The sequence below is a fragment of the Burkholderia sp. AU32262 genome, assembly GCF_020419985.1.
Classification (GTDB): Bacteria; Pseudomonadota; Gammaproteobacteria; order Burkholderiales; family Burkholderiaceae; genus Burkholderia; species Burkholderia semiarida.
In genome coordinates this window covers 1-26,991 of record NZ_JAIZRS010000045.1, presented here as the reverse complement: position 1 = coordinate 26,991, position 26,991 = coordinate 1, and the positions used below count along the sequence as shown (strand labels likewise).

Below are 26,991 nucleotides of genomic sequence, written 5' to 3'. Positions count from 1 at the left end.
GTCCCGCACCGGCGCCCGCGCGGCGCGCACCGGCGCCCGCGCGGCGCGCACCGGCCGCTCGGCCGCGACGGCGTGACCATCGTCGGCCGTCGCGGCCTGTACGACGACCGGCGCGTCGGCGGCCGCGCCTTCGTCCGCGCGCTGCCCGCGCCGCACCCAGATTTGCGCGAGACCCAGTTCCTCGAGCGCCGCTTCAGCCCACGCCATGCGTGTCCCCCTCGTCCTTGTTCAGCGTCAGACGCATCACGATCGCGTCCTCCCGGCTGCGATGCTTCGCCGGATAGTAATTCTTGCGCCGGCCGATCGTCACGAAGCCGAAGCGCTCGTACAGATGAATCGCGCGCGAATTGGTCGGCCGCACTTCGAGCAGCACGCCGTCGAGCCCCTCCGCGCGCGAAATGCGCACCGCCTCGCGCAGCAGCGCGAGGCCCGCGCCCGCGTGCTGCGCGGCCGGCGCGACGCACAGGTTCAGCAGATGCATCTCGTCGATCACGGGCATCAGCACGCAATAGCCGACGAGCGACCCCGTCACGTGCCGCAGGCACACGCCCAGATAGCCGTTGCGCAACGAATCCTCGAAGTTGCCGCGGCTCCACGGAAATTCGTACGCGACGTGCTCGATCGCGACGACCTCGTCGAGATCGGCGTCCGTCATCGGCGCCAGATAGCGGTCGCTCAGCAGGACGCCCGTCATCCCTTCGCCCCGCCCGTCTGTGCCGCTCGTGCCGCGACGCGCTCGGCCGTCGTCTGCGCGACCTTGTCGCGCACGTACTCAGGCGCGGCCTGGTCGGCCGGCACCGCGCGCCCGGCGCGAAACGCGCGCAGCGCGGCATGCGCGACCGCCAGCGCATGCGGCAACGCATCGCCGTCGATCGAGGCTGCCCGCGCGGCGGCCGGCAATTGCGCGCCGAACGCCGCGGCCGCATTGCCGGCGAGCGTGAACGGCGCGTCGGGCACGCCGACGGCGCCCGGTGCGTCGAGCGACGCCGGATGCCGCGTGCGCCAGTCGCCGGCGGCGGCGTCCCATTCGAAATCCGCCCAGTAGGCTTCGTCCATCCGCGCGTCGAGCGCGGCGAGCACGCGGGTCGTACCAGGCGTACGCAGCCGCGCATATTCGGCGCACGCGAGCAGCGTGCCGATCGGCACGACCGGCAGCCCGGCGCCGAACGCGAGGCCCTGGGCAATGCCCGTCGCGGTCCGCAGGCCCGTGAACGAGCCCGGGCCCGCGCCGAACGCGATCGCGTCGCAGTCGGCGAGCGTCAGCCCGGATTCGGCGAAGAGTTCCTGGATCGCCGGCAGCACGCGCGTGCTCGACACGGCACCCGTCAGCTCGTGACGGACCCAGGTTTGCGGGGGGGAAACGGCGTCATCGGCGTGGGCCGAGCGCAGCAACGCGACCGAGCAGTATTCGGTCGACGTATCGATGGCGAGGAGCACTGTTTGCGTCATGGGCGACATTGTAATGCGCCGCCCCGCTCCCACGGGCGATCGGGCCCGATCTGTCACGCGTGCGGCGTCGCCCGCGGTTTGGAAGGATCGCTCGACCCCGCGCGGCGGTCCGCTTGTTAAGATCGGCCGACCTGAAACCCTTACGGAGACACCCGATGAGCGACCTCACCGCGCAATTCGACCAGGCCCAGATCGACGTCAAGCAACTGACCGAACGGCCGGGCAACCTGACCCTGCTGCGCCTGTATGCGCTCTTCAAGCAGGCGACCGACGGCGATGCGCACGGCGACAAGCCCGGCTTCACCGACATCGTCGGCAAATACAAGTACGATGCCTGGGAAGCCCTGAAGGGCACGTCGCAGGACGCGGCGAAGCAACAGTACGTCGAACTCGTCGAATCGCTGAAAAACGGCACGGCGTCCTGACCGAATCACGGTCATCGCAATAGGCAATCAAATCAGTGGCGCAGCGCAGCAAATTTCTTTATAATGCTGCCTGCGTCATCTCCCGCGCTCGGCTCGCAAGCCGTTCCGGCCCGACGCCTCGTAGCGTTAAGCTCCAATCCGGTTTAGAACCTGTCCCCTCCTGCTTCGACCCTTGCGGTCGTCAACTAGGCTGGCGGCCCCGCTCCTGAAGCGCGCCGCACCCAAAACAGCTTCTAATGCCTCATCCGCCGACGGTTCGGCGGATTGCACCCGTTTCCCGATTTGCTCGCTGAATCCGACGACTTGGGTATGCGCGATTGGCGCCGACGTTTCACCCACTGTGTTTCAAGGATTGTTATGACTTCGAGCATCAACACCAGCCCGCTCAACGCGATCGCCGACCAGGCGCTCGGTCTCGACGCCGCCGCCGCACCGGCCGCGGTCGAACCGGCGTCGGACGAGCCGAGCTTCGCGTCGCTCGGGCTGTCGCCGGAGATCGTCTCCGCGCTGCAGGCCGCCGGCTACGTGAAGCCGACGCCGGTCCAGCAGCGCGCGATTCCGGCCGGCATCGCCGGCCGCGACCTGCTGGTGTCGAGCCCGACCGGTTCGGGCAAGACGGCCGCATTCATGCTGCCCGCGATCGAACGTTTCGCGCAGCTCCAGAAGACGCAGGCGCAGCAACCGCGCGCGCCGCGTGAACCGAACCAGGGCGATCGCCGCGCGCGCCGCCCGCAACCCGTCGCGCGCCCGGGCCTGCTCGTGCTGACGCCGACCCGCGAACTCGCGATGCAGGTCACGACGGCCGCGTCGACGTACGGCAAGCACCTGAAGCGCCTGCGCACGGTCAGCATCCTCGGCGGCGTCGCCTATGGCCAGCAGCTGATGCTGCTCGCGAAGAACCCGGAAATCCTGGTTGCCACGCCGGGCCGCCTGCTCGACCACCTCGAGCGCGGCCGCATCGACCTGTCGGAACTGAAGATGCTGGTGCTCGACGAAGCCGACCGCATGCTCGACATGGGCTTCATCGAAGACATCGAAACGATCGTCGCCGCCACGCCGGAATCGCGCCAGACGATGCTGTTCTCGGCCACGCTCGACGGCAAGATCGGTTCGCTGACGAGCCGCCTGCTGAAGGATCCGGAACGCATCGAGATCCAGCAGCGCCTCGAATCGCGCGCGAACATCGCGCAGACCGTCCACTACGTCGACGACCGCGATCACAAGGATCGCCTGCTCGATCACCTGCTGCGCGACGACGCGCTCGACCAGGCGATCATCTTCACGGCGACCAAGATCGACGCCGACCAGCTCGCCGGCCGTCTCGCCGACGCAGGCTTCGAATCGGCCGCGCTGCACGGCGACCTGCCGCAGGGCGCGCGCAACCGCACGATCCGTGCGCTGCGCGAGCGCCGCGTGCGCGTGCTGGTGGCCACCGACGTCGCGGCACGCGGCATCGACATCCCGGGTATCACGCACGTGTTCAACTACGACCTGCCGAAGTTCGCGGAAGACTACGTGCACCGTATCGGCCGTACCGGCCGCGCAGGCCGTTCGGGTATCGCGGTGAGCCTCGTGCATCACGCCGAGCAAGGCGCGCTCAAGCGCATCGAGCGCTTCGTGCGCTCGCCGCTGCCGGTCAACGTGATCGAAGGCTTCGAGCCGCGCAAGGCGCCCCCGCGTAACGGCGGCACCGGCGGCCGCGGCCGTCCGGGCGGCGGTAACGGCGGTCGTCGTTTCGGCGGCAAGCCGGGCGGCGGTTATGGCGGCAGCGGCAACGGCCGCAGCTACGGCGGCGGCAATGGCGGCGGCTGGAGCGGCAAGCCCGGCGGCAGCCGCGACGGCGGCCCGCGTCGCGACGGCCAGCGCAGCGGCGGCCCGCGCCGCAGCAATTCGGCATCGTAAGCACACACGGGCGGCCGTCGGCCGCCCAGTGGATCGGCAACCCGCCCATCCCAGCCGACCGGCGCATCCGCGCCGGTTTTTTTCGCCCCTTCCGCATATTTCACAATACGAAAAAAATTTTTGTGTCGTAAAAAATCATGCTGCACGGCACAACCCAGGCGATTGCAGGATAGGAAAATGCATTTCTCATCTCGAAACTACGCGCGCAAGCCATTGATTCAAAACAATTAAAAAATTACGCGCGTCACGAACCGGCCCCTGTTTCACTCCCGTCGATTTGCCTAGACTCTTATACAAGACCTCGCGAAACGGAACGCATTGCTTCCCCGCTTCGCGAACAGCATCACCGTCAGATTCGGCAGGCATACATCGCATCAAGGAGCTCATCATGTCGCGTCAGCAACAGGCACAGGAACTGCAACAGCAATGGGAAACCGATCCGCGCTGGAAGGGCATCAAGCGCAGCTACTTGGCTGAGGACGTGGTCCGCCTGCGCGGCTCGGTCCCGATCGAGCACACGCTGGCCAAGCGCGGTGCGGAAAAACTGTGGAGCCTCGTCAACAACGAGCCGTTCGTCAACGCACTCGGCGCGCTGACCGGCAACCAGGCCATGCAGCAGGTGAAGGCCGGCCTGAAGGCCATCTACCTGTCCGGCTGGCAAGTGGCCGGCGACGCCAACGTCGCGGGCGAAATGTACCCGGACCAGTCGCTGTATCCGGCGAACTCGGTGCCGCTCGTCGTGAAGCGCATCAACAACACGCTGACGCGCGCCGACCAGATCCAGTGGTCGGAAGGCAGGAACCCGGGCGACGAAGGCTACGTCGACTTCTTCGCGCCGATCGTCGCCGATGCGGAAGCCGGTTTCGGCGGCGTGCTCAACGCGTTCGAGCTGATGAAGGCGATGATCGAGGCAGGCGCTTCGGGCGTTCACTTCGAGGACCAGCTCGCGTCGGTGAAGAAGTGCGGCCACATGGGCGGCAAGGTGCTCGTGCCGACGCGCGAAGCCGTGGCGAAGCTGTCGGCCGCGCGTCTCGCGGCCGACGTGATGGGCACGCCGACCGTGCTGATCGCCCGAACCGACGCGGAAGCGGCCGACCTGATCACGTCCGACGTCGACGACAACGACAAGCCGTTCCTGACGGGCGAGCGCACGGTGGAAGGCTTCTTCCGCACGAAGCCGGGCCTCGAGCAGGCGGTCTCGCGCGGCCTCGCGTATGCGCCGTACGCGGACCTGATCTGGTGCGAAACGGGCAAGCCGGATCTCGAGTACGCGAAGAAGTTCGCGGAAGCGATCCACAAGCAGTTCCCGGGCAAGCTGCTGTCGTACAACTGCTCGCCGTCGTTCAACTGGAAGAAGAACCTCGACGACGCGACGATCGCGAAGTTCCAGAAGGAACTCGGCGCGATGGGCTACAAGTTCCAGTTCATCACGCTGGCCGGCTTCCATGCGCTGAACTACTCGATGTTCAACCTCGCGCACGGCTATGCCCGCACGCAGATGAGCGCGTTCGTCGAACTGCAGCAGGCCGAGTTCGCGGCCGCCGACAAGGGCTTCACGGCCGTCAAGCATCAGCGCGAGGTCGGTACGGGCTACTTCGACGCGGTCACGCAGACTGTCGAACGGGAAGCGTCGACGACCGCGCTGCACGGGTCGACCGAGGACGAACAGTTCTTCGACGGCAAGAAGGTCGCGTAACGCACGCAGGCGCTACGCCGATGCCCGCCGCGTCTCGCGACGCCGCGGCGTCGGCCACCGGAACAACAATCAGGGAGGAGACGGCAGGCGCGCGACTCCCATCGCGCGACCGGCCGCGCGGCCTGCAGGCCGCCAGCAACGATGCGCGCCGGCTTGGTCCGGCGCGCCCTTTTTCCGCGGTGCAGCCGCCCGGCCAAGGCCGGCGCTGCCCTACCGATAGACGATCACCGGAATTTTCGTATCGGTCAGCACGCGCTGCGTCTCGCTGCCGATCAGCAGGCTGCCGAGCCCGCGGCGTCCGTGGGACGCCATGAAGATCACGTCGCACCCGCCGCGTTCGGCCGCCTCGATGATGCCGAGATACGGCGACGGATGCACGCTCGTCCACGTGTCGCACGCGACCCCGGCCGCCTTCGCGGCCGCTTCCACCTCGTCGAGATGCGCACGCGCCTCGCGCTCGCTGCGCGCGCGGAAATCCGCGGGCGGCTCGATGATCACTTCGGAAAACGGCGAGTACGGGTATTGCGGCAGGCACGCGTAGGCCGTCACGCGCGCGCCGACCGCGCGAGCCAGGTCGATCGCACCGTCGATCGCCTTTTGCGACAGTTCGGAACCGTCGGTTGGAACGAGGATGTGCCGGAACATCGCGCCCTCCTTCGTCGATTGCACGCCACGCGCCGCGGCGCCGGCCGAGCCGGCCGCGACACGGCGCGCATGCCTCTTACGATTGTAGTGCGCGAAACCGCGCACGCCGCGCCGCCAGCGGGTTCGCCCTCATATCGGAAACACGCGGGCGCGCGTCGCCTACCCGCCCCAATAGCCGGGCCGCTCGTACGTATGCTTCAGGTAATCGAGAAACAGGCGCACGCGCAACGGCAGATGCCGGCGCTGCGGAAACACCGCATGGATGCCGATCGGCGGCGCGGCGAATGCATCGAGCACGCTGACGAGCCGGCCGGCCGCGATGTCCTCGCCGACTTCCCACCACGAGCGCCACGCCAGGCCATGGCCGGCGAGGCACCACTCGTGCAGCACCGCGCCGTCCGAGCATTCCATCGTGCCGTTCACGCGGATCGACACGACCTTGCCGTCCTCCTGGAACGTCCAGCCGCGCTGCTGGTTCGCGTTCGCCGCGAGCGCGAGGCAGTTGTGCCGCGCCAGTTCCGCGAGTGTGACCGGCATGCCGCGCCGCTCGAGATATGCGGGAGACGCGACGCACACGCGGCGATTCTCGCCGAGCTTCAGCGACACCAGCGACGAGTCGGGCAGCTCGCCGAGCCGCACCGCGCAATCGAATCCTTCGTTGACGAGATCGACCATCCGGTCGGACAGGTCGAGCGTGACCGACACGTCCGGGTGCCCGACGCTGAATTCGGGCACGAGCGGCGCGACGTGCCGGCGGCCGAAGCCGGCTGGCGCGGAAATGCGCAGGTGGCCGCTGGCCTTCACGCCGCCGGCGGACACGCTCGCTTCCGCGTTCTGCATGTCGTTGATGATGCGCTGGCAATCCTCGAGGAACGCCGAACCCTCGAACGTCAGCGTGAGCTTGCGCGTCGTGCGCACCAGGAGCTTGACGCCGAGCCGCTCCTCGAGCGCGTCGAGGCGGCGGCCGATGATCGCCGGCGCGACCCCTTCCGCATGCGCGGCCGCCGACAGGCTGCCTTTTGCCGCGACCGCGGCGAACGTTTCGATCTGTTTGAACCGGTCCATGACGCTCGCGAGAGGACGGCATCACCGCCCTTCAAATAGCTTGAGCCGCTCAGATTAGGTATATGAAAGTAAAAGATCAAGTGATGTTTAGCGTATTTTTTAGCATCTTCTATCACGAATACAATCGACCCGACCTCTGAAACTGGAGCGCAAGGCTATGTCGGCCACAACGACACTCTCCTCTCCCGACGCCATTCTCTTCGACGCATTCGGCACGTTGTTCGACGTGCGTGCCGTGCTGGCCGCGGCAGAGCAGATGTTCCCCGGACACGGGGAACGGTTGTCGCAGCTGTGGCGACGCAAGCAGATCGAATACTCGCAGCTGCGCACGCTCGCCGATCCGGCCGGCGCGCACTACCGCCCGTTCCGGGACATCACGCTCGATGCGCTGCGGTTCGCCGCGCGCCGGCTCGGGCTCGCGCTGAACGGCGCGGCCGAGAAGCGGCTGATGGACGAATACGCGTGCCTGTCCACCTATCCCGATACGGTGCCCGCGCTGCGCAAGCTGCGCGCGCTCGACCCGCGCCCGCCGCTCGCGATCCTGTCGAACGGCACCCCGCAGATGCTCGACATCGCGATCAAGAGCGCGGGCATGTCCGGCCTGTTCGATCGCGTGCTGTCGGCCGACACCGTGCGCGCGTACAAGCCGAGCCCGGCCGCCTATGCGCTCGGCACCGCCGCGTTCGGGGCGAACCCGCGCGACATCGTGTTCGTGTCGTCGAACGCATGGGACGTCGCCGGCGCGACCTGGTTCGGCTACACGACGTTCTGGCTCAACCGCACGGGCGCGCCCGCCGAGGAACTCGGCGCGCCGCCCGACGGCACCGGCACCGGCATGGCAGACCTGCTCGCCTTCCTCGCCACACCCGCCCCGGCTCCGTCCGGCAGACCCGCGAACCGCACGCGCCCCGGCCCGGGTGCATGACGCTCGCGGATGCCGCCTTCCCCCTTCACCGAAACCGCAACTGACCGACCAAGGAGATGAGACTCATGAGCACCCCGATCACGCTGCCGCAAGGCATGACGATCACCGGCGAAATCAAGCCGGGTTACGAAGCGATCCTGACGCCCGACGCGCTGGCACTCGTCGCGGCGCTGCACCGCGCGTTCGAATCGCGTCGCCAGGCGCTGTTGCAGGCCCGCGTCGAGCGCACGAAGCGCCTCGACGCGGGCGAACGCCCTGATTTCCTCGCCGAGACGAAGGCGATCCGCGAAGGCGACTGGAAGGTCGCGCCGCTGCCGGCCGACCTGCAATGCCGCCGCGTCGAGATCACGGGCCCCGTCGAGCGCAAGATGATCATCAACGCGCTGAACTCGGGCGCCGATTCGTACATGACGGACTTCGAGGATTCGAACGCGCCGAGCTGGACGAACCAGATCGACGGCCAGATCAACCTGAAGGACGCGGTGCGCCGCACGATCTCGCTCGAACAGAACGGCAAGTCGTACAAGCTGAACGACAAGGTCGCGACGCTGATCGTGCGCCCGCGCGGCTGGCACCTCGACGAGAAGCACGTGACGGTCGACGGCCAGCGCGTGTCCGGCGGCATCTTCGATTTCGCGCTGTTCCTGTTCCACAACGCGAAGGAACTGCTCGCGCGCGGCTCGGGCCCGTACTTCTACCTGCCGAAGATGGAAAGCCATCTCGAGGCGCGCCTGTGGAACGACATCTTCGTCGCCGCGCAGGAAGCGGTCGGCGTGCCGCGCGGCACGATTCGCGCGACGGTGCTGATCGAGACGATCCTCGCCGCGTTCGAGATGGACGAGATCCTGTACGAGCTGCGCGAGCACAGCTCGGGCCTGAACGCCGGCCGCTGGGACTACATCTTCTCGGCGATCAAGAAGTTCAAGAACGACCGCGACTTCTGCCTGGCCGACCGTTCGAAGATCACGATGACGGTGCCGTTCATGCGTGCATACGCGCTGCTGCTGCTGAAGACCTGCCACAAGCGCAACGCGCCGGCGATCGGCGGGATGAGCGCGCTGATTCCGATCAAGAACGATCCGGAAGCGAACGACAAGGCGATGGGCGGCGTGCGCTCGGACAAGCAGCGCGACGCGACCGACGGCTACGACGGCGGCTGGGTCGCGCACCCGGGCCTCGTGCCGATCGCGATGGAGGAATTCGTCAAGGTGCTCGGCGACAAGCCGAACCAGATCGCGAAGCAGCGCGACGACGTGCAGGTCGAAGCGAAAAACCTGCTCGACTTCCAGCCGGAAGCGCCGATCACCGAAGCCGGCCTGCGCAACAACATCAACGTCGGGATCCACTACCTCGGCGCGTGGCTCGACGGCAACGGCTGCGTGCCGATCCACAACCTGATGGAAGACGCGGCGACGGCCGAGATTTCCCGCTCGCAGGTGTGGCAATGGATCCGCTCGCCGAAGGGCGTGCTCGACGACGGCCGCAAGGTCACGGCCGAGCTCGTGCGCGAATTCGCGAAGATCGAGCTCGACAACGTGAAGCGCGCGGTCGGCGGTAACACGCAGCCGTACGAACGCGCCGCGGCGATCTTCGAGCAGATGTCGACGTCGGAAGGCTTCACCGAATTCCTGACGCTGCCGCTGTACGAGGAAATCTGACGGCACGTCCGTTGCGATCGGCGGCCGGCCCCACGCCGCACCGCCGGCCGCATGGAGGACGGCATGAAAGAAGCGCCCCGCGGGGCGCTTCCTTTTTGCGGCGATGCCAGCCGCCGCCGGCAGGCACGCTCAGGCGGCGGCTTCCTGCTCGCGCCGGTGCTGGACCCAGTCGCCCGACGTGATGCGCGGGCGCCCGGCTGCCGCGTGCGCGGCGACCGGATAATACAGGCAGGCATACTGCCGGCCGCCGAGCTCGACCGTTACCTCCTCCGGCTTGAACAGCGAGTCGACGCCCGGATAGACGCGCTCGATTTCGTCGAGCACCGGGACGAGCCGCTCGTCGACCTCGTAGACGTCGCCCCACACCAGCGACTTGCCGGCCGTCCCGGCAATCATGCCCGGATACGTGCCGAAATCGTACAGCTCACCCGGCAGCGCGGCCGCGCCCAGCAGCGTCGGCGCGGCGATGCCGTGGCGGGCGGCCGCATGGCCGATGTCGTTGGCCTGTCCGGCTCTCAAGGTGCCATAGACGAATACGTGGCGCATCGTGGTTCTCCTCTTCAATTCGTGTGTTGCCGTGTTTGCGTGCGATCGGTGCGCGATGGGCGCGATCTGGCGCACGCATCGATAGACCGCGATACCGGCCCGATGGTTCGAACGGTCGGCGCGCGCGGCTGCGGCGCCGCTCCGGATTCGCCGATGCCCACACAAAGTTCATTTGAACCCGGCATGATGACCCGACAAACCACCGCATGCGCACGCGCTGCGCCTTCTAAAATGACGGCATCGCCGCCGCGCCGCCCGAACCGTTCATGAATCCGCCCGCTCCAGCCGACGTATCGAACCCGTACGACGTCATCGACATCCCGCCGGAATTCGCGCCGACCGCCGTTCATCCGATGCGCGTGCGCGCACGGCGGGTCGATGCCGGCCACCGCATTCCGCTGCACACGCATGCGTGGGCGCAACTCGCATACGCATCGCGCGGCGTGCTGCGCGTGGCGACGACCGGCACGACCTGGATGGTGCCGCCGTCCCGCGCGATCTGGGTGCCGCCGCACGTGACGCACGAAGTCACGATCGTCGAAGAGGCCTACTTGCGCACGCTGTACATCGACGAATCGATCGTGCCGGGCGGCCTCGATGCGTGCCGCGTCGTCGAGGTGACGGGGCTGCTGCGCGAACTGATCGTCGCACTCGACGCGCGCGAGCTGAGCACCGCGCGCGAGCACCTGCTGTGCGGGCTCGTGCTCGACGAACTGAGTCATGCCGAACCGTTGCCGCTCGCAGTGCCGATGCCCGACGAGAAACGGCTGCGTCTTCTGTGCGAATCGGTACTCGCGCACCCCGCGCATGCGGAATCGCTCGAACACTGGGCGAGCGAGGTCGGCGCGAGCACGCGCACGATCTCGCGGCTCTTCAAGCAGGAACTCGGGGTGAGCTTTTCGCAGTGGCGTCAGCAGGCGCTGCTCGCGCGGGCGATCCCGCTGCTGAACCAGGGGCGCCCGCTGTCGCATATCGCGCGCGAACTCGGCTACCAGAGCCAGAGCGCGTTCTCGGCCATGTTCCGCCGGGCATTCGGCGAAAGCCCGCGTGCGTTCATGCTGCGCGGCTACGAACATCGAGGCCCGGAAGGCCGCGGCGCGGACGACGACGCGCGGGACGGCGACGGCGCGATCGACACGGTGCGCTGATCCTCGCGCGCCGGCGCGCCGGGCCGTCAGACCGGCCGCACCATGTGGCGGATCGAGCCGAGTTGCGCGAGCCGCGGCCCGGTCACCTGGTAGCCCATGCGCAGGTACAAACGCGCGGCAGGGTTGTCGACGAACACGCGCAACTGCAGTTCGTGCAGCCCGCGCGCACGTGCCCAGCGATGCGACATCTCGAGCATGTAGGTGCCGGCGCCCTGCCCGCGATGGCCGGCCGCGATCTGCACGTCGCGAATATGCAGCGAATCGCCCTCCTCGGTCACGCGCAGCACGCCGATGCGCTCGCCGTCGGCCTCGAGGATGAAGTTTTCGGATTCGCGCCAGCTCGCATAGAACAGGTCGCTGCGCCATACGAGCCCATGGCGCTTGTAGTAGCCGCCCATGTTGCCGTGCGTCAACGCTTCGGCATACGGAAAATCATCGGGCTCCGCGGGCCGGAGCTGATACAGGAGTCGCAGGTCGGTCGGATCGAGCATCGCGCAGGAGTCGGAAACGCATCCCGCCACGATAGCGCAGTCGCGTACGGATGCAATCGCGAATTTCTCGTAGGGGCGCGGTGCTCGATGCAGCATGCGGGGTGAGGCATGAGCGGAAGGCGCAAGCGACTATGCAAATGAAAAAGCCCGCACGAGGCGGGCTTCTTCATTTTTTGGCGGAGCGGACGGGACTCGCCCACATCCTGCAGGCCGCGGCTGCGCGTGCACGCGCAGCCCTTCGAGTCCCGCCGGAAGGCGCGCAGGCGGCTTCCTCCGCTCCGCAGTCACGCGCCCGCCAGCGGGCGCAAAACCACAACGCACAAACAACAATGCCCGCACGAGGCGGGCATTGTTGTTTGTTTGGCGGAGCGGACGGGACTCGAACCCGCGACCCCCGGCGTGACAGGCCGGTATTCTAACCGACTGAACTACCGCTCCAGTCTTGCTGCTTGCCTGGCAGGCGTCGGTTACCTCCTGCCGGCGCGTCGTTTGTTCGAACGACGCCGAAATCTGGCGTCCCCTAGGGGATTCGAACCCCTGTACTCACCGTGAAAGGGTGATGTCCTAGGCCTCTAGACGAAGGGGACAACGTACTGCTTACATCCTTAACGAGAAAGCCCGTTCAAAAAACGCTTTTGAACGGGCTTCGTTCTGGCGGAGCGGACGGGGCTCGAACCCGCGACCCCCGGCGTGACAGGCCGGTATTCTAACCAACTGAACTACCGCTCCAGCTTTCTGCACTACCGCCTGCAGGATCTCGTCACGTTCCTGCACGCGTTGCGACACTTCCATGAAACGCCGCTGAATCTGGCGTCCCCTAGGGGATTCGAACCCCTGTACTCACCGTGAAAGGGTGATGTCCTAGGCCTCTAGACGAAGGGGACAACGTACTGCTTACATCTTTAATACAAAAGCCCGCTCAAAAACGTCTTGAACGGGCTTCGTTCTGGCGGAGCGGACGGGACTCGAACCCGCGACCCCCGGCGTGACAGGCCGGTATTCTAACCGACTGAACTACCGCTCCAGCTTTCTTACCCAACCTGCAGGACGTCGGTTACGTTCCTGCAAGCCTCGCGACACTTCTACGAAACGCCGCTGAATTTGGCGTCCCCTAGGGGATTCGAACCCCTGTACTCACCGTGAAAGGGTGATGTCCTAGGCCTCTAGACGAAGGGGACAAAATCTTTTCAGATTTGTCTGACTTTCGCTATTTACTTCCAGTCAACAGCGAAGGCCGGAATTCTAACTGCTTTGAATCATTTTGTGAAGCATTTATTACTACCGCTGCTTCGCCAATCAATTCGGTTTGTTCTGATGGTGGAGGTAAGCGGGATCGAACCGCTGACCTCTTGCATGCCATGCAAGCGCTCTCCCAGCTGAGCTATACCCCCTTGCAGAACAGAAATGAGATTATATGGACCTACTTTGATCTTGTAAATACCCTTTTTGCGATTCGTGCGAAATTTTTTGCGAAGCTGCCGCGCGCTCACGCGCAGACAGCTTCAATGACGCACGAACTCAGGCCAGCGCGGCCTCGATGCGCGACACCACGACGTCGCGCCCGAACAGCACGAGCACCGCGTCGATCGACGGCGTATGCGTCGTGCCCGCCACCAGCAGACGCACCGGCATCGCGAGCTGCGGCATCTTCAGCTTGTGCGCGGCGAGCGTCGCCTTCAGCGCGGCGGACACCGCCTCCTTCGTCCACTCGGCCGCCTTCAGCGCGGCGACGAGATCGGCCAGCGCCGGCCGTACCGCATCGGTCACGTGCTGCGCGAGCGCGTCCGCGTCGGGCGCCGGCACACGGTAGAACATCGTCGCGCCTTCCGCGATCTCCTTGACCGTCGTCGCACGGTCCTTCATTAGGCCGACCACCGCATCGAGCGCCGGGCCCGTCGCGATCGCCGCGTCGTCGATGCCGAGCGCGTCGAGAAACGGCTTCGCGAGTTCCGCAAGGCGTGCGTTGTCGGCTTCCTTGATGTAGTGCGCGTTCAGCCAGCTCAGCTTGCTGTGGTCGTACTGCGCGGGCGACTTGCCGAGATGCTCGAGATCGAACCATTCGACGAACTGCTCGCGCGAGAAGATCTCCGCATCGCCGTGCGACCAGCCGAGACGCGCGAGATAGTTGACCACGGCTTCAGGCAGGAAGCCCGCATCGCGGTACGCCATCACGCTCATCGCGCCATGCCGCTTGCTCATCTTCTCGCCCTGCTCGTTCAGCACGGTCGGCAGGTGCGCATAGACGGGCGGCTCGCCGCCGAGCGCCTTCAGGATGTTGATCTGGCGCGGCGTGTTGTTCACGTGGTCGTCGCCACGGATCACGTGCGTGATGCCCATGTCCATGTCGTCCACCACCACGCAGAAGTTGTAGATCGGCGTGCCGTCCGGGCGCGCGATCACGAGGTCGTCGAGTTCCTCGTTCGAGATCTCCACACGCCCCTTCACCGCGTCGTCCCACACGACCGTACCCGTCAGCGGATTGCGAAAGCGCAGCACCGGCTTCACGCCGGCCGGCGGCTCCGGCAGCACCTTGCCGGGCTCCGGACGCCACGTACCGTCGTAGCGCGGCTTCAGGCCGGCCTCGCGCTGGCGTTCGCGCAGCGCGTCGAGTTCCTCGGCCGACATGTAGCACGGATACGCGAGGCCCTTCTCGAGCATCTGCGCGAGCACTTCGCGATAGCGGTCCATCCGCTGCATCTGGTAGATCGGACCTTCGTCGAAATCCAGCCCGAGCCATTGCATCCCTTCGAGGATCGCATCGACCGCTTCCTGCGACGAGCGCTCGACGTCGGTATCCTCGATGCGCAGCACGAACGTGCCTTTCATCTTGCGGGCGAACGCCCACGGATAGAGTGCGGAGCGGATGTTGCCGAGGTGGATGAAGCCGGTGGGACTCGGCGCGAAGCGGGTACGGACAGGACGGGTCATAAACGGTAACTCGAACGCCTGGGGCGCATGAATGATTCGACGCGGGACGGTGGCGGCAGCGTGGACAGCAACGGAGCCGGCGACGCCCGGAACGGGAAAGAAGCCGGAATTATACTCGCGCCGGACATCGCGCCAAGCGCGCCGCTTGCTTTATGATGTGCGCGCCGCGGCCGCCAGCCGGCGCCGCGCCGGCCGCACGGAACCCGCCGCGCGGCCTCGGAAACCATCGCAGCCGCGGGCCGCACGACCCGCCGCGCCAAGCCGCCGGAGAACCATTCGATGTCGTCCCCTCGCCTGTCGCGCCGCCACTTCACGATCGCGTGCGCGTCCGCCAGCCTCGCCGCCTGTACGTCCTTCGGCGACAAGTCCCGCCCCGGCACGGCATTGCCGCAGGAGAAGCCGGTGAAGATCGGCATCGCGCTCGGCGGCGGCGCCGCGCGCGGCTTCTCGCACATCGGCGTGCTGAAGGCGCTCGAGGCGCGCGGCATCCCGATCGAGATCGTCGCCGGGACGAGCGCGGGCTCGGTGGTCGGCGCGCTCTACGCGTCGGGCATGAACGCGCTGCAGATCAACAAGATCGCCCTCGACATGGACCAGGCGTCGATCAGCGACTGGGCGTTGCCGTTCCGCTCGCGCGGCCTGCTGCAAGGCGTGGCGCTGCAGAATTTCCTGAACAAGACGCTCAACAACCGGCCGATCGAGAAGATGGCGAAGCCGCTCGGCATCGTCGCGACGGACCTCCAGAGCGGCCAGCCGATCCTGTTCCAGCAAGGCAACACGGGGCTCGCGGTGCGCGCGTCGTGCAGCGTGCCGTCGGTGTTCGAGCCGGTGAAGATCGGCAGCCGCGAATATGTGGACGGCGGCCTCGTGAGCCCGGTGCCCGCATCGTTCGCGCGCAAGATGGGCGCGAGCTTCGTGATCGCGGTCGACATCTCGGCCCGGCCCGACGGCGCGGCGACCAACAACCCGATCGAGATGCTGCTGCAGACCTTCACGATCATGGGCCAGACGATCAAGACCTACGAACTCGACAAGTACGCGGACGTCGTGATTCGCCCGAACCTCGCGGCGATGGGCGGCAGCGACTTCAACCAGCGCAACGCGGCGATCCTCGCGGGCGAGGAAGCAGTCGCGCGCATCATGCCGGAACTGCAGCGCAAGCTCGCGGCGGCGCGTGGCGTGACTGCCGCCGCATAACACGATGGGCGGGAGGCCGCGGCACACGCGCCTGCCGGTGGCCGACGGAACGATTTCCGCCTCGTCCGTCGTCCGCGCCGGCCTCAAAACAAAAAACCCTGCCGCCTTCCGGTGACAGGGTTTTTTATTGTCCGGCCTGACCGACCGGCCAACGTCAGTTGCTGCCGTTCGCCGAATCGTCGCCGAGCGTCGCGCGCACGCGCTGACGCAGGTCTTCGGGCTTCATCGGGAATTCCGATTCGATCCGGCGCGCGCCGGTGAAACGCTTTTCCCAATAGCCGCTGTCGAGATCGTCGACGCGGACGGTGCTGCCCGTCGACGGCGAATGCACGAACTTGTTGTCGCCGATGTAGATGCCGACGTGCGAGAACGTGCGGCGCATCGTGTTGAAGAACACGAGATCGCCCGGCTTCAGGTTGCTCATGCTCACCTTCTCGCCGACACGGCTCATCTCTTCCGCGCGACGCGGCAGCGACATGCCGAGCGTGTCCTGGAACACGTAGCGCACGAAACCGCTGCAGTCGAGGCCCGAATCCGGCGAGTTGCCGCCCCAGCGATACCTCACGCCGATCATGTTCAGCGCGCCGACCACCACGTCGCCTGCCTTGCCCGCCATGCCGGCAAGGAACGACTTCGCGCCGCCGCTGGACGGCTGCGCGCTGGTCTGCTGGAGGGAGGAACTCGACCCGATCTGAGTCGAATTGGTGACATTCTGGTTAAAACTGCTGACTTCGTCGGCGAACGCGCCGGGAGCTGCTGCGAACAGGGCGCCGATGAATAGCCCGGCGATGGTGCGCGCGCATGCCTGGGTCAGGGATCGATGCTGCATTGGTCGATGGAATGTGCTTAAAAATCAGCTGATTGGCGGAAAATTTCGGTCGATACTAGCCAGCGCGTAATCGTTTGTCAAAACAAATTAAAAAATACAATCGAGATGGTCAGACCATTGGACGCCTATCACGCTTTCCAGACCGCTTTCAACAGCTTTTGTGTGTAAGGATGTGACGGTCTCGCGAAGACGTCGGCCACCTCCCCCGACTCGACGACGGCGCCGTCCTGCATCACCGCGACGCGGTGCGCCATCGCGCCGATCACCTCCAGGTCGTGGCTGATGAAGACGTAGCCGAGGTTGTATTTCTGTTGCAAATTCGCGAGCAGCTTCAGCACCTGCTGCTGGATCGACACGTCGAGCGCCGAGGTCGGCTCGTCGAGGATCAGGATGCGCGGCTCCAGCACCAGCGCGCGCGCGATCGCGATCCGCTGGCGCTGGCCGCCCGAGAATTCGTGCGGATAACGGTGCAGCACCGTGCGGTCGAGGCCGACTTCGCGCAGCACCGCGAGCGATTTCGCGCGGCGCGCGTCGGGCGTCATGTCCGGGCGGTGCAGCTCGAGCCCCTCGCCGACGATCCGCTCGATCGTGTGACGCGGCGAAAGCGAACTGAACGGATCCTGAAAGACCACCTGCATGTTCGAGCGCAGCGCGGTCTGCTCGCGGCCGCGATAGGTCGACAGCGCGCGCCCCTGGAATTCGATCTCGCCGCCGGCCGTCTTCTGCAGCCCGAGCAGCGCCATCGCGAGCGTCGACTTCCCCGATCCCGATTCGCCGACGATCCCGAGCGTTTCGCCCTGCCGCACCGACACCGACACGTCGGCCACGGCCGTCACCGGCACCGTGCCGAACCAGCCCGCGAAGCCCGGCCGCTTGCGCGCGAACTGCACGCTCACGTGGTGCGCGTCGAGCACGACGGGCGCGATCGGCATCACCGGCGTGACCGCCCGCTGCGGCCGGCTGTTCAGCAGCCGCTGCGTATACGGATGCTCGGGCGCCGCGAAGATCCGCTCGACGGGCCCGCTCTCGACCAGCCGGCCGTGCTCCATCACCGCGACGCGCTGCGCGAAGTGCCGCACGAGATTCAGGTCGTGCGTGATCAGCAGGATCGCCATCCCGCGCTTTTCCGCTTCCTCGCGCTGCAGTTCCAGCAGCAGATCGACGATCTGCGCGCGGATCGTCACGTCGAGCGCGGTGGTCGGCTCGTCGGCGAGCAGCAGGCGCGGCCGGCACGCGAGCGCCATCGCGATCATCGCGCGCTGCCGCTGGCCGCCCGACAACTGGTGCGGGTAGCTGTCGACGCGCTTGTCCGGCTCCGCGATGCCGGTGCGCGCGAGCAGCGCGATCGCCCGCTTGCGCGCCTCCACGGCCGATACGCCGTCGTGCAGCACGATCGTCTCGCCGATCTGCACGCCGATCGTATACAGCGGATTGAGCGCCGTCATCGGCTCCTGGAAGATCATCGCGATGTCCGAGCCGCGCAGCCCGCGCATCTCGCGCTCGCTCCTGGCCGCCAGATCCTGCCCCGCGAAGCGGATCGCGCCCGTGACCTCGGCGTCGCGCAGCAACCGCAGGATCGACAGCGCGGTCACGCTCTTGCCGGACCCCGACTCGCCGACGAGCGCGACGCGCTCGCCGCGCCCGATCGTGAGCGTCACGTCGTCCACCGCGACCGTGCCGCCGAAACGGACGTGCAGACGCTCGAGCGACAGCAGCGGCTCGTGTTGCGTCGATACGGTCGACTCGCTCATCGCTGGCCCCCCCGCGGCGCGCACCGAATCGGCGATCCGCGTGTCGAGCGCGTTGCGCAGCGCATCGCCCATGAAGGTCAGCAGCAGCAGCGTCGCGACCAGCACGCCGAACGTCGACAGCGAGATCCACCACGCATCGAGATTGCCCTTGCCCTGCGCGAGCAGCTCGCCCAGGCTCGGCGTCGGCGGCGGCACGCCGAGGCCGAGGAAATCGAGGCTGGTGAGCGCGAGGATCGAGCCGCTCATCCGGAACGGCAGGAACGTGATCACCGGCGTCAGACTGTTCGGCAGCACGTGGCGCCAGATGATCTGCCAGTTCGTCAGCCCCATCGCGCGGGCCGCGCGCACGTAGTCCTGCGTGCGGTTGCGCAGGAATTCCGCGCGCACGTAGTCGGCGAGCCCGATCCAGCCGAACAGCGACAGCAGCACGATCAGCAGCAGGAAGCTCGGCTCGAAGATCGACGCGAAGATGATCAGCAGGTACAGCTCGGGCAGCGAGCTCCAGATCTCGATCAGCCGCTGCCCGACGATGTCGATGCGCCCGCCGAAGAAGCCCTGCACCGCACCCGCGGCGATCCCGAGCAGCGTGCCGATCACGGTCAGGATCAGCCCGAACTCGACCGAGATGCGGAACCCGTACACGAGCCGCGCGAGCAGGTCGCGGCCCTGCGCATCGGTGCCGAGCCAGTTCTCGCGCGACGGCGGCGCCGGGTTCGGCACGTTCGAGAAGTAGTTCAGCGTATCGTAGTAATAGCGGTTCGGCGGATAGACGACGAAGTTGCCGGGCGCCTCGAGCCGCTTGCGCACATACGGATCGAGATAGTCGGCCGGCGTCGGGAAATCGCCGCCGAAGGTCGTCTCCGGGTACGCATGGAACATCGGGAAATAGGTCTGGCCGTCGTAGCGCACGACGAGCGGCTTGTCGTTCGACCACAGCGGCGCCGCAAGGCTCGCGGCAAAGGCCACGACGAAGATCACGAAGCTCCAGTAGCCGAGGCGCTGCTGCCTGAAGCGCTGCCACACGCGGCGCGCGGGCGACGGCGACACGCGCGCGCGCGCGGCATCGATGCGGGGGGATGCGACGGCCCGGTTCATCGCGCGCCTCGCCCGATGACGCCGGGCATGCGAACGGCTCGTTTCATGTCAGCGCTCCAGGTTGTCGAATTGAATGCGCGGATCGACCCACACATAGCAAAGATCGGAGATCAGCTTGGTCGCGAGCCCGATCAGCGTGAACAGGTACAGCGTGCCGAGCACGACCGGGTAATCGCGCCGCACGACCGACTCGTAAGACAGCAGCCCGAGGCCGTCCAGCGAGAACAGCGTCTCGATCAGCAGGCTGCCGGTGAAGAACGCGCCGATGAACGCGGCCGGGAAGCCGACGATCAGCGGCAGCATCGCGTTGCGGAACACGTGCTTCCACAGCACGCTGCGCTCGGAGAGCCCCTTCGCGCGCGCGGTCAGCACGTATTGCCGGCGGATCTGGTCGAGGAACGCGTTCTTCGTGAGCATCGTGACGACCGCGAAACTGCCGACGACCGACGCGGTGATCGGCAGCGCGATGTGCCACAGGTAGTCGAGCACCTTGCCGGCGAGCGACAGCTGCGCGAAGTTGTCCGACGTGAGGCCGCGCAGCGGAAAGAGCTGCCAGAACGAGCCGCCGCCGAACAGCACGAGCAGCAGCACGCCGAGCACGAAGCCCGGAATCGCGTACCCGACGAGCACGACGAGGCTCGTCGCGACGTCGAACGGCGAACCGTTGCGCACGGCCTTCGCGATGCCGAGCGGCACCGAGATCAGGTACGTGAGGAAGAACGTCCACAGCCCGATGCTGATCGACACGGGCAGCTTCTGCACGACCAACGCCCACACGCTCTGGTGGCGGAAGTAGCTGTCGCCCAGATCGAAGCGCGCGAAGCGCTTCAGCATCAGCCAGTAGCGTTCGAGCGGCGGCTTGTCGAAGCCGTACAGCGCCTTCAGTTGCGCGAGCTGCTGCGCGTCGACGCCGGTGTGCGCACGCATCCCGAACGGCGTCGCGCCCTGCTCCGTCGCGCCCTTGCGCAACTCCTGCACGGCCTGCTCGACCGGGCCGCCCGGCACGAACTGGATCACCGCGAACGTGAGCGTCAGCACGCCGACGAGCGTCGGGATCATCAGCAGCAGGCGTTTGAGGATGTAGCTCCACATAGGGCGTCGACTCGTGATCGGGTGGTGGGTTGGACGAAGGGCCGGCGCGGGTCAGTGATCGGGCTTCGCCCACCAGGTCGACACGACCCAGCCCTCGGCCGAATAGTACAGCGGCAGCGTCTGCGGATAGGCGAGCGTGCGCTTGTACGCGATGCGGTGCGTCGTGCTGTACCACTGCGGGACCGCGTAGTAGCCGTGCATCAGCACGCGGTCGAGCGCGTGCGTCGCGTCGAGCAGCTCCTCGCGCGTCTGCGCGGCGCCGAGCGCGTGCAGCAGCGCGTCGACGGCCGGCGATTTCAGCCCGATGAAGTTGTCGGAACCCGGCTCGTCGGCGAACTTGCTCGCGTAACGCGAGTACTGCTCGGCGCCCGGCACCTGCACGCCCGGCAGGCGGATCGTCGTCATGTCGTAGTCGAACGCATCGAGGCGCTTTTGCAGCAGCGCGTAATCGGCCGTGCGAAACCGCACGTCGATGCCGAGCTTCGCCAGGTTGCGCTGGTAGGCCGTCACGATGCCCTCCATCGCGCCGCCCGCGTCGTCGAGGATCTCGAACGCGAACGGCTCGCCCTTCGCATTGCGCAGCGCACCGTCGCGATAGGTCCAGCCGGCCTGCGCGAGCAGCGCACGCGCCTTCAGCAGGTTCGCGCGCAGCGAGCCCGGCGGGTTCGTGTCCGGCTGCGTGACCATCGGGCCGAACACGGCCGGATCGAGCTGCGCGCGCAGCGGCTCCAGCAGCTTCAGCTCGCCTTCGCCAGGCGTACCGGTCGCCTGCAGGTCGGTATCGGCGAAATAACTGTTGAGGCGCGTGTACGCGCTGTAGAACAGCTGGCGGTTCAGCCATTCGAAGTCGAACGCGAGGTCGAGCGCCTGGCGCACGCGCACATCGCGGAACAGCGGCCGGCGCAGGTTCATGAAGAAGCCCTGCATGCCGGCGCCGTTATGCTGGCGGAATTCGCGCTTGATCAGTTCGCCGCTGTCGAAGCGCTTGCCGACGTCGCGCCGCGCCCAGTTGCGCGCGATGTACTCGACGAGCACGTCGTATTCGCCGGCCTTGAACGCCTCCAGCCGCGCGACGCCGTCGCCGTACAGCTTGTAGACGATCCGCTCGAAGTTGTGGGTGCCGACCCGCACCGGCAGGTCGGCGCCCCAGTACGCGGGGTTGCGCCGGTAGGTGATCGTGCGGCCGTTGTCGTAATGGTCGATCACGTACGGGCCGCTGCCGATCGGCTGCTCGAACGCGAGCTGGTCGAACGGGATGCGCGAGCCGTCCGCGCGCAATCCCCACTTGCGCGAGAACACCGGCACGCCGCCGGCGATCAGCGGGAGCTCGCGATTCGCGCTGCGGAACTCGAAACGCACGGTCGCCGGATCGACGACCACGGCTTTCGCGATCTCCGCGAAATACGCGCCGAACTGCGGCGCGGCCTGCTTGCTCTTCAGCGTATCGAACGAAAACTTGACGTCGTCGGCGCTCACGCGATCGCCGTTCGAGAAGCGTGCGCGCGGATTCAGGTGGAACGTGACCGAACGGCGGTCCGGCGCGACGTCGATGTCGTCGGCCAACAGCCCGTATGCGGACGCCGGTTCGTCGGAGCTGCCCGTCGTGAGGCTCTCGAACAGCATGTCGATGCCGGGCGCGGCGTTGCCGCGCATCGTGAACGGATTGAACTTGTCGAACGACGTCAGCCGGTTCGGGTTCGCCAGCACCAGCGTGCCGCCCTTCGGCGCGTCGGGATTCACGTAGTCGAAATGCTTGAAGCCCGGCGGATACTTCGGCTCGCCGTACTGCGCAATCGCATAGGCCGCGTGCGCGGCCGGCGCGGCGAGCGCCGCGTGCAGCGCCAGCACCGCGGCCACGCGGCCGGCAGCCCGCAGCACGCCGAAGCGGGCGCGCGTGGCGGCGGCCCGGGGCGAACCCTTCGTCATAGAGGCCCTGTCGTCGAATGAGGGTAGTAACGTGGAGCGATTCTACCCATTCATCCGTCGAGCCAAAAGAAAACCGCCGACGCGGGCGGTCTTCTTCGCGAGCAGTTGTCGCGCACGCGGCACGCATGCGCGAGCCGCCCGTCAGCGCCAGCCGTTGTGGCGGCCGTGATCCCAGTGACCGCGATCGCCCCAGCCGCGACCATGGTGGCGATACCATTCGTCGCGGCCCCAGTAGCGGCGGCCGTCCCAGTAGCGGTCGCCGTGCCAGCCGATCACGATTGCCGGCGCCGGCCCGTACACGGGCGCCGGCGCATAGACCGGCGCCGGCTGGTAGACGACCGGCGGCGGAGGCGGCGGCGCATACACGGGCGCGGGCGCGACGTAGACCGGTGCCGGCACGCCGACGTTGATCCCGACATTGACTCCCGCCATTGCTGCGCCCGACACGAGCAAGGCCGTCATACCGGTCAGGAGCGAGGCAACACGCAAAGTCTTCATGGATTCCTCTTCTGGTTGTGTCATGTGTGATTCGACTATAGCGGCAAGCGCCGCGCCCGCATATTTCAAGTTTGTAAGAACTGATGCGCGGCATCGCAACGGGAAGCCCGCGCTAACGTCTTGTAACAATCGGCGCCCGCCCCCGTCCCCCGCTCTTTCTTCCCTTGAACATCTTTCATCCCGCGTCGCGCCCGGCGTCAAGCGGCCCCACGCCCTCCGGGCGGGCCGGACCGGGCCCGTCAAACCCCTTCTTGCCGAGCGCCGATATCCGTCACCCCCCCGTATCGAACCGGAAACCGAATCTCGCAACCGTTTCGATCCGGGCGGAGAACGCGTGTGCGACCAGCTTGCGCCGTAACCGCACGACCAGCGCATTGACCGTCTCGGGTTCGATGTCGGCATCGTCCCACGCATAACGCAGCACGGCGTCGCGGCCGACCGGCCGCCCCGCTTCACGTAGCAGGCATTCGACCACGCGAAATTCCCGCGCGGTGAGCGCGAGCCGCCGGCCATGCTCCTCGAGCGCGCGCGTGGCCGTATCGAGTCGAACCGATTCACGCGTGGCGACGACGCCCGCGCGGCGCCACAGCGCGCGCAACCGCTCGTGCAGTTCGACGAACGAACAGGGATGGGCAAGACATACGTCGCAGCCGGCCTTCAGCATTTGCGCGCGCCGGACGGGCGTGGCGCCGGCGACGATCGCGGCAATCGTCGCGCCGCCGGCCGACGCGGCGAGCCGCGGTAATCCTTCGAGGATCGCCGGGCGCGCGGCGGCATCGGTCGCGACGATCACGATCGCGTCGAACCGGCCCTGCGTCGCCGCAAAACAGCCATCGCGCCATTCGTCGACGCGCTCGACGCCGTGCATGCTTTCCCGAAACGCCTTGTCGAGCCGCGACGCGCCCGGGTTCGGCGGCGCAATCAGCAGGATGCGCATCGATCGGGTTCCTGCGCCGTCACGCGAGCGAGCGCGGCCAGCATTCGACCGTGATCGCCGCACCGGCCGGCCGCGCATCGCCGATTCGCAGCGCGAAATCGTGCACGCGCATCACCGCCGACACGACGCTCAACCCGAGCCCGGAGCCGTTCACATGACGCGTGCGTTCGCCGCGATAGAAGCGTTCGAGCACTGCATTGCGCTCGGCGGGCGGGATACCAGGCCCGGTGTCCTCGAACCGGACGAGCGGACCGTGCGGCGTCGCCTGGAGCACGACGCGCACACGGCCGCCCGGCGGCGTGAACTTGATCGCGTTGTCCGCGAGATTGCTGAACGCCTCGAACAACAACGCGCGGTCGCCATGGATGCCGTCGACCGCGACCGCCTCGAGCGCGAACGACACGTCGACGGCCTCGGCCAGCGGTTCGTAAAGCTCGCACACATCGCGCAGCAAGGCCGCGACGTCGACCGCCGCAAAACCGCCGCGCCGGCTCAGCGTGCCGATCTCGGAGATGCGCAGCATCGCGCGAAAACGTTCGAGCAGGCGGTCGGTCTCGTCACGCGCCGACGCCAGCAGCGCCGCCGACGCGGGATCGTGTGCGCAGAACGGCTGGCCCGAGAGCCGCGCCAGCATCGTATGCACGCGTGCGAGCGGCGTGCGCAGGTCGTGCGCGATCCCGTCGCAGGTATGCCGCACCTCGCCCATCAACCGCTCGACTTCGTCGAGCATGTGGTTCACGAGATGCGCGAGCAGATCGAGTTCGTCGTAGCCGCCCACCGGCAGCCGCTTGCCGAGATCGCCTTCGGCGATCTGCCGCGTGACGCGCCGGATCGCGGCGACGCGGCGCATCTGCCGCATGCCGAGCATGCTGCCGCCCGCGACGCCCGCGATCAGGATCATCACGCCGCCGATCACGAGCCCGCGAATCGCGACGTCGCGGATCTGGATGAAATGCGACAGGTCGCGCGCGACGACCAGCGTCATCCCGTTGTCGCGGCGCACGGCCATCGCGCGCGCGATCGGCGACGATTGGCCGTCGAGCAGCACGAGCGTGCGGTTCAGCGTCCGGCCGTGGCGATCGGTGCGCAGTGCGGGCGGTGTCGTGATGTCGCCCGCCACGCGGCGCCCGCTCGCATCGAACAGCCCGTAGAAATTCGTGTGCATGTGCTCGTGCTCGAGCCGCCGATGGATCGCGAGCGGCAGTTCCGCATCGGGAATCGAATCGAAATAGATCAGTTGCCACGCGAGCACCTCGTCGGTGTCGCGCGTCATCGTGTGGGTCGCGGCCACGCTGATCACGCCCGCGAGCAGCAGCAGCGAGACCGAGAAGATCGCCGCGTACGCGCACAGCCAGCGAAACGTCGTCGTATGCCAGCGGCGCGCGAAGTTCGCCGCGCGGGCTGCGTCCATCCGAGCCTCCGTCAAGCGAGCATGTAGCCCGATCCGCGTACCGTCTGGATCATCGGGTTCGCGCCGGGCGGATCGATCTTCTTGCGCAGCCGGCCCATGTGGACGTCGATCAGGTTGGTGCCGGGATCGAAGTGATAGCCCCACACGGCCTCGAACAGCATCGTGCGCGTGATCGTCTGGCCTGCGTTGCGCATCATGAATTCGAGTACGCGGAACTCGGTCGGCAGCAGCGCGATCTCGTCAGCGCCGCGGCGCGCGCGGCGCGAAATGAGGTCGAGCTCGAGCGCGCCGACCTTCAGCAGCGTCTGCTGCGGCACGCCCGATGCCTGCCGGCGGCGCAGCAGCACTTCGATGCGCGCGCTCAGTTCGCCGGAATCGAACGGCTTCGTCAGGTAATCGTCGCCGCCCGCGCGCAGCCCGCGAATGCGCTCGTCGACGTCGCCGAGCGCGCTCAGCATCAGCACCGGCGTATCGATGCCGACCGTGCGCATCGCGGTCACGATCGCGAGACCGTCCGCGCCCGGCAGCATCCTGTCGAGCGTGATCGCGTCGTACGATGCGCTCATCGCGCGCATCATCCCTTCGCGGCCGTTGTCGATCCAGTCGACCGCGAAGCCGCGTGCGGTCAGTTCGCCGACGATTTCGTTCGCGGTCACCGCATCGTCCTCGACCGTCAGTACTCGCATGGTTGCCCTCGCAATGAACTTCGAGACGGGCGCATACCACGCGCCCGCCACTATCGTAAGCGCCGCGATCGCCGTGCGGCGCAAGATGAAAATAGCTTCATCCGGCATCGCGGCAAGCGCGCGTGAAAAATGTTTCATCCGTCCGTCGCCTGCCCCGCGACCGCGGCCGTCTACGCTGACATCGTGCGGCAACGGGCCGCGAAACCAGGAGCTACCGGATGAAACTGTCGACCACCCTCGCCTGCATGCTGCTCGCATGCGCCAGCACCGCCGCGTTCGCGGGGCCCCACCTCACCCCGCAGCAATGCACCGCGTACCCGTTCGTGCACACGGGCAGCGGCGTCACGCGCGCGGACCTCGTGCGCGAGCTGACCGAACTCGAACAGGTCGGCTACGAGCCGGCCCACGCCAGCCCGTATTACCCCGACGATCTCGCCGATGCGAAGCATCGGCTCGCCGCCGAATACCGCGCCGACTGCACGCACGCGCTGACGGCCGACGCGGGCGCGCACCACTGACCGCACGGCCGGCGCAACGCAGCCGGAAAGCAAAAAGGCGGCACACTGAACTGACCCCGCAAAGTTGGACAGTTAAAGGCTAGGCGCCCAAGGGCTGAGTCCTGTATTGCACGGGACTCAGCCCTTTCAACTTGAGCTTGATGCGTTCGTGGTTGTAGTAGTGGATGTAGCGC

24 protein-coding genes, 7 tRNA genes and 2 pseudogenes are annotated in these 26,991 nt (G+C 67.1%); 8 read left to right on the top strand and 25 right to left on the bottom strand.

What is annotated here, in order from left to right; all coding sequences use genetic code 11:
- The 3 genes and pseudogenes from LGN10_RS32185 to tsaB form a co-directional block, all read right to left on the bottom strand.
- Nucleotides 1-207 (bottom strand): annotated as a pseudogene (locus tag LGN10_RS32185) (uracil-DNA glycosylase); the annotation flags it as partial.
- Nucleotides 194-694 (bottom strand): ribosomal protein S18-alanine N-acetyltransferase, encoded by a 501-nt coding sequence (gene rimI / locus LGN10_RS32180; RefSeq protein ID WP_059573676.1) that lies wholly within the window; start codon nt 692-694, stop codon nt 194-196. The pseudogene LGN10_RS32185 and the gene rimI, both read right to left, overlap by 14 nt.
- Complete coding sequence (gene tsaB, locus LGN10_RS32175; RefSeq protein WP_226226140.1) at nt 691-1,458, bottom strand: tRNA (adenosine(37)-N6)-threonylcarbamoyltransferase complex dimerization subunit type 1 TsaB; 768 nt, start codon at nt 1,456-1,458, stop codon at nt 691-693. The genes rimI and tsaB overlap by 4 nt, the downstream gene beginning before the upstream one ends.
- Nucleotides 1,459-1,604: 146 nt before the next feature.
- Between tsaB and LGN10_RS32170 the strand changes: the two genes are divergently transcribed.
- From LGN10_RS32170 to aceA, 3 genes are all read left to right on the top strand, one after another.
- Nucleotides 1,605-1,874 carry an acyl-CoA-binding protein gene (locus LGN10_RS32170; RefSeq protein WP_011885170.1) on the top strand — a complete coding sequence of 90 codons (270 nt, stop codon included), beginning with the start codon at nt 1,605-1,607 and terminating at the stop codon, nt 1,872-1,874.
- A 357-nt stretch (nt 1,875-2,231) separates the two neighbouring features.
- A complete protein-coding gene (locus tag LGN10_RS32165) occupies nt 2,232-3,776 on the top strand; it encodes a DEAD/DEAH box helicase (RefSeq protein ID WP_226226139.1) in 1,545 nt (514 codons plus the stop codon).
- 388 nt (nt 3,777-4,164) lie between these two features.
- Nucleotides 4,165-5,472, top strand: coding sequence for an isocitrate lyase (gene aceA / locus LGN10_RS32160; RefSeq protein ID WP_226226138.1), 1,308 nt, complete (start codon nt 4,165-4,167; stop codon nt 5,470-5,472).
- 210 nt (nt 5,473-5,682) lie between these two features.
- Here the strand turns inward: aceA and LGN10_RS32155 are convergent, their stop codons facing one another.
- Together LGN10_RS32155 and LGN10_RS32150 are read right to left on the bottom strand one after the other, a co-directional pair.
- On the bottom strand, nt 5,683-6,117 hold the full coding sequence (locus tag LGN10_RS32155; RefSeq protein ID WP_226226142.1) for a universal stress protein: 435 nt from the start codon (nt 6,115-6,117) through the stop codon (nt 5,683-5,685).
- Between the two features lie 159 nt (nt 6,118-6,276).
- Nucleotides 6,277-7,182, bottom strand: a complete 906-nt coding sequence (locus LGN10_RS32150) for a LysR family transcriptional regulator (RefSeq protein WP_059573672.1) — start codon at nt 7,180-7,182, stop codon at nt 6,277-6,279.
- Between the two features lie 157 nt (nt 7,183-7,339).
- Between LGN10_RS32150 and LGN10_RS32145 the strand changes: the two genes are divergently transcribed.
- Both LGN10_RS32145 and aceB read left to right on the top strand, forming a co-directional pair.
- Nucleotides 7,340-8,107 (top strand): haloacid dehalogenase type II, encoded by a 768-nt coding sequence (locus tag LGN10_RS32145; RefSeq protein ID WP_059645323.1) that lies wholly within the window; start codon nt 7,340-7,342, stop codon nt 8,105-8,107.
- 65 nt (nt 8,108-8,172) lie between these two features.
- Entirely contained in the window at nt 8,173-9,765 is a 1,593-nt protein-coding gene (aceB, locus tag LGN10_RS32140; protein WP_104012033.1) for a malate synthase A, read from the top strand.
- A 129-nt stretch (nt 9,766-9,894) separates the two neighbouring features.
- Here the strand turns inward: aceB and LGN10_RS32135 are convergent, their stop codons facing one another.
- Nucleotides 9,895-10,311 carry a gamma-glutamylcyclotransferase gene (locus tag LGN10_RS32135; RefSeq protein WP_124863709.1) on the bottom strand — a complete coding sequence of 139 codons (417 nt, stop codon included), beginning with the start codon at nt 10,309-10,311 and terminating at the stop codon, nt 9,895-9,897.
- A 266-nt stretch (nt 10,312-10,577) separates the two neighbouring features.
- Between LGN10_RS32135 and LGN10_RS32130 the strand changes: the two genes are divergently transcribed.
- A complete protein-coding gene (locus tag LGN10_RS32130) occupies nt 10,578-11,459 on the top strand; it encodes an AraC family transcriptional regulator (RefSeq protein WP_124863711.1) in 882 nt (293 codons plus the stop codon).
- A gap of 26 nt (nt 11,460-11,485) precedes the next feature.
- Here LGN10_RS32130 and LGN10_RS32125 read toward each other — a convergent pair whose 3' ends face one another.
- The 9 genes from LGN10_RS32125 to gltX all read right to left on the bottom strand — a co-directional run bounded on the left by LGN10_RS32125 (nt 11,486) and on the right by gltX (nt 14,878).
- A complete protein-coding gene (locus tag LGN10_RS32125) occupies nt 11,486-11,950 on the bottom strand; it encodes a GNAT family N-acetyltransferase (RefSeq protein ID WP_059573669.1) in 465 nt (154 codons plus the stop codon).
- 361 nt (nt 11,951-12,311) lie between these two features.
- Nucleotides 12,312-12,388: transfer RNA gene (locus tag LGN10_RS32120), tRNA-Asp, on the bottom strand.
- A 73-nt stretch (nt 12,389-12,461) separates the two neighbouring features.
- Nucleotides 12,462-12,537 (bottom strand) — tRNA-Glu (locus LGN10_RS32115).
- Nucleotides 12,538-12,602: 65 nt separating this feature from the next.
- Nucleotides 12,603-12,679: transfer RNA gene (locus LGN10_RS32110), tRNA-Asp, on the bottom strand.
- A 79-nt stretch (nt 12,680-12,758) separates the two neighbouring features.
- A tRNA-Glu gene (locus LGN10_RS32105) sits at nt 12,759-12,834 on the bottom strand.
- 63 nt (nt 12,835-12,897) lie between these two features.
- Nucleotides 12,898-12,974: transfer RNA gene (locus tag LGN10_RS32100), tRNA-Asp, on the bottom strand.
- A 78-nt stretch (nt 12,975-13,052) separates the two neighbouring features.
- Nucleotides 13,053-13,128, bottom strand: a tRNA-Glu gene (locus LGN10_RS32095).
- A gap of 137 nt (nt 13,129-13,265) precedes the next feature.
- Nucleotides 13,266-13,341 (bottom strand) — tRNA-Ala (locus tag LGN10_RS32090).
- A 127-nt stretch (nt 13,342-13,468) separates the two neighbouring features.
- The gene (gene gltX, locus LGN10_RS32085; protein WP_060310058.1) at nt 13,469-14,878 is read right to left on the bottom strand and encodes a glutamate--tRNA ligase; all 1,410 of its coding nucleotides are present in this window, start codon (nt 14,876-14,878) and stop codon (nt 13,469-13,471) included.
- Between the two features lie 279 nt (nt 14,879-15,157).
- Here gltX and LGN10_RS32080 point away from each other — a divergent pair, with 279 nt between their 5' ends.
- Entirely contained in the window at nt 15,158-16,075 is a 918-nt protein-coding gene (locus LGN10_RS32080; RefSeq protein ID WP_060310059.1) for a patatin-like phospholipase family protein, read from the top strand.
- Nucleotides 16,076-16,229: 154 nt separating this feature from the next.
- On the opposite strand, the gene LGN10_RS32075 is transcribed toward LGN10_RS32080, so the two are convergent.
- The 9 genes and pseudogenes from LGN10_RS32075 to LGN10_RS32035 all read right to left on the bottom strand — a co-directional run bounded on the left by LGN10_RS32075 (nt 16,230) and on the right by LGN10_RS32035 (nt 26,300).
- Complete coding sequence (locus LGN10_RS32075; protein ID WP_226226137.1) at nt 16,230-16,904, bottom strand: C40 family peptidase; 675 nt, start codon at nt 16,902-16,904, stop codon at nt 16,230-16,232.
- A 128-nt stretch (nt 16,905-17,032) separates the two neighbouring features.
- Complete coding sequence (locus tag LGN10_RS32070; protein WP_226226141.1) at nt 17,033-18,655, bottom strand: ABC transporter ATP-binding protein; 1,623 nt, start codon at nt 18,653-18,655, stop codon at nt 17,033-17,035.
- A gap of 93 nt (nt 18,656-18,748) precedes the next feature.
- Nucleotides 18,749-19,750 (bottom strand): annotated as a pseudogene (locus tag LGN10_RS32065) (ABC transporter permease); the annotation flags it as partial.
- Nucleotides 19,751-19,798: 48 nt separating this feature from the next.
- A complete protein-coding gene (locus LGN10_RS32060; RefSeq protein ID WP_059573664.1) occupies nt 19,799-20,842 on the bottom strand; it encodes a microcin C ABC transporter permease YejB in 1,044 nt (347 codons plus the stop codon).
- A 51-nt stretch (nt 20,843-20,893) separates the two neighbouring features.
- Nucleotides 20,894-22,768, bottom strand: a complete 1,875-nt coding sequence (locus tag LGN10_RS32055; protein WP_059573663.1) for an extracellular solute-binding protein — start codon at nt 22,766-22,768, stop codon at nt 20,894-20,896.
- 141 nt (nt 22,769-22,909) lie between these two features.
- Nucleotides 22,910-23,266 (bottom strand): hypothetical protein, encoded by a 357-nt coding sequence (locus LGN10_RS32050; protein WP_060310064.1) that lies wholly within the window; start codon nt 23,264-23,266, stop codon nt 22,910-22,912.
- Nucleotides 23,267-23,537: 271 nt separating this feature from the next.
- The gene (locus tag LGN10_RS32045; protein ID WP_226226136.1) at nt 23,538-24,203 is read right to left on the bottom strand and encodes a response regulator transcription factor; all 666 of its coding nucleotides are present in this window, start codon (nt 24,201-24,203) and stop codon (nt 23,538-23,540) included.
- Between the two features lie 19 nt (nt 24,204-24,222).
- Nucleotides 24,223-25,614 carry a sensor histidine kinase gene (locus LGN10_RS32040; RefSeq protein WP_226226135.1) on the bottom strand — a complete coding sequence of 464 codons (1,392 nt, stop codon included), beginning with the start codon at nt 25,612-25,614 and terminating at the stop codon, nt 24,223-24,225.
- 11 nt (nt 25,615-25,625) lie between these two features.
- Nucleotides 25,626-26,300, bottom strand: coding sequence for a response regulator transcription factor (locus LGN10_RS32035; RefSeq protein ID WP_059573726.1), 675 nt, complete (start codon nt 26,298-26,300; stop codon nt 25,626-25,628).
- A 218-nt stretch (nt 26,301-26,518) separates the two neighbouring features.
- Here LGN10_RS32035 and LGN10_RS32030 point away from each other — a divergent pair, with 218 nt between their 5' ends.
- Complete coding sequence (locus tag LGN10_RS32030) at nt 26,519-26,818, top strand: DUF4148 domain-containing protein (RefSeq protein ID WP_226226134.1); 300 nt, start codon at nt 26,519-26,521, stop codon at nt 26,816-26,818.
- A gap of 79 nt (nt 26,819-26,897) precedes the next feature.
- On the opposite strand, the gene LGN10_RS32025 is transcribed toward LGN10_RS32030, so the two are convergent.
- A partial coding sequence (locus LGN10_RS32025; RefSeq protein WP_143281221.1) for an IS3 family transposase occupies nt 26,898-26,991 on the bottom strand: 94 nt, incomplete at its 5' end.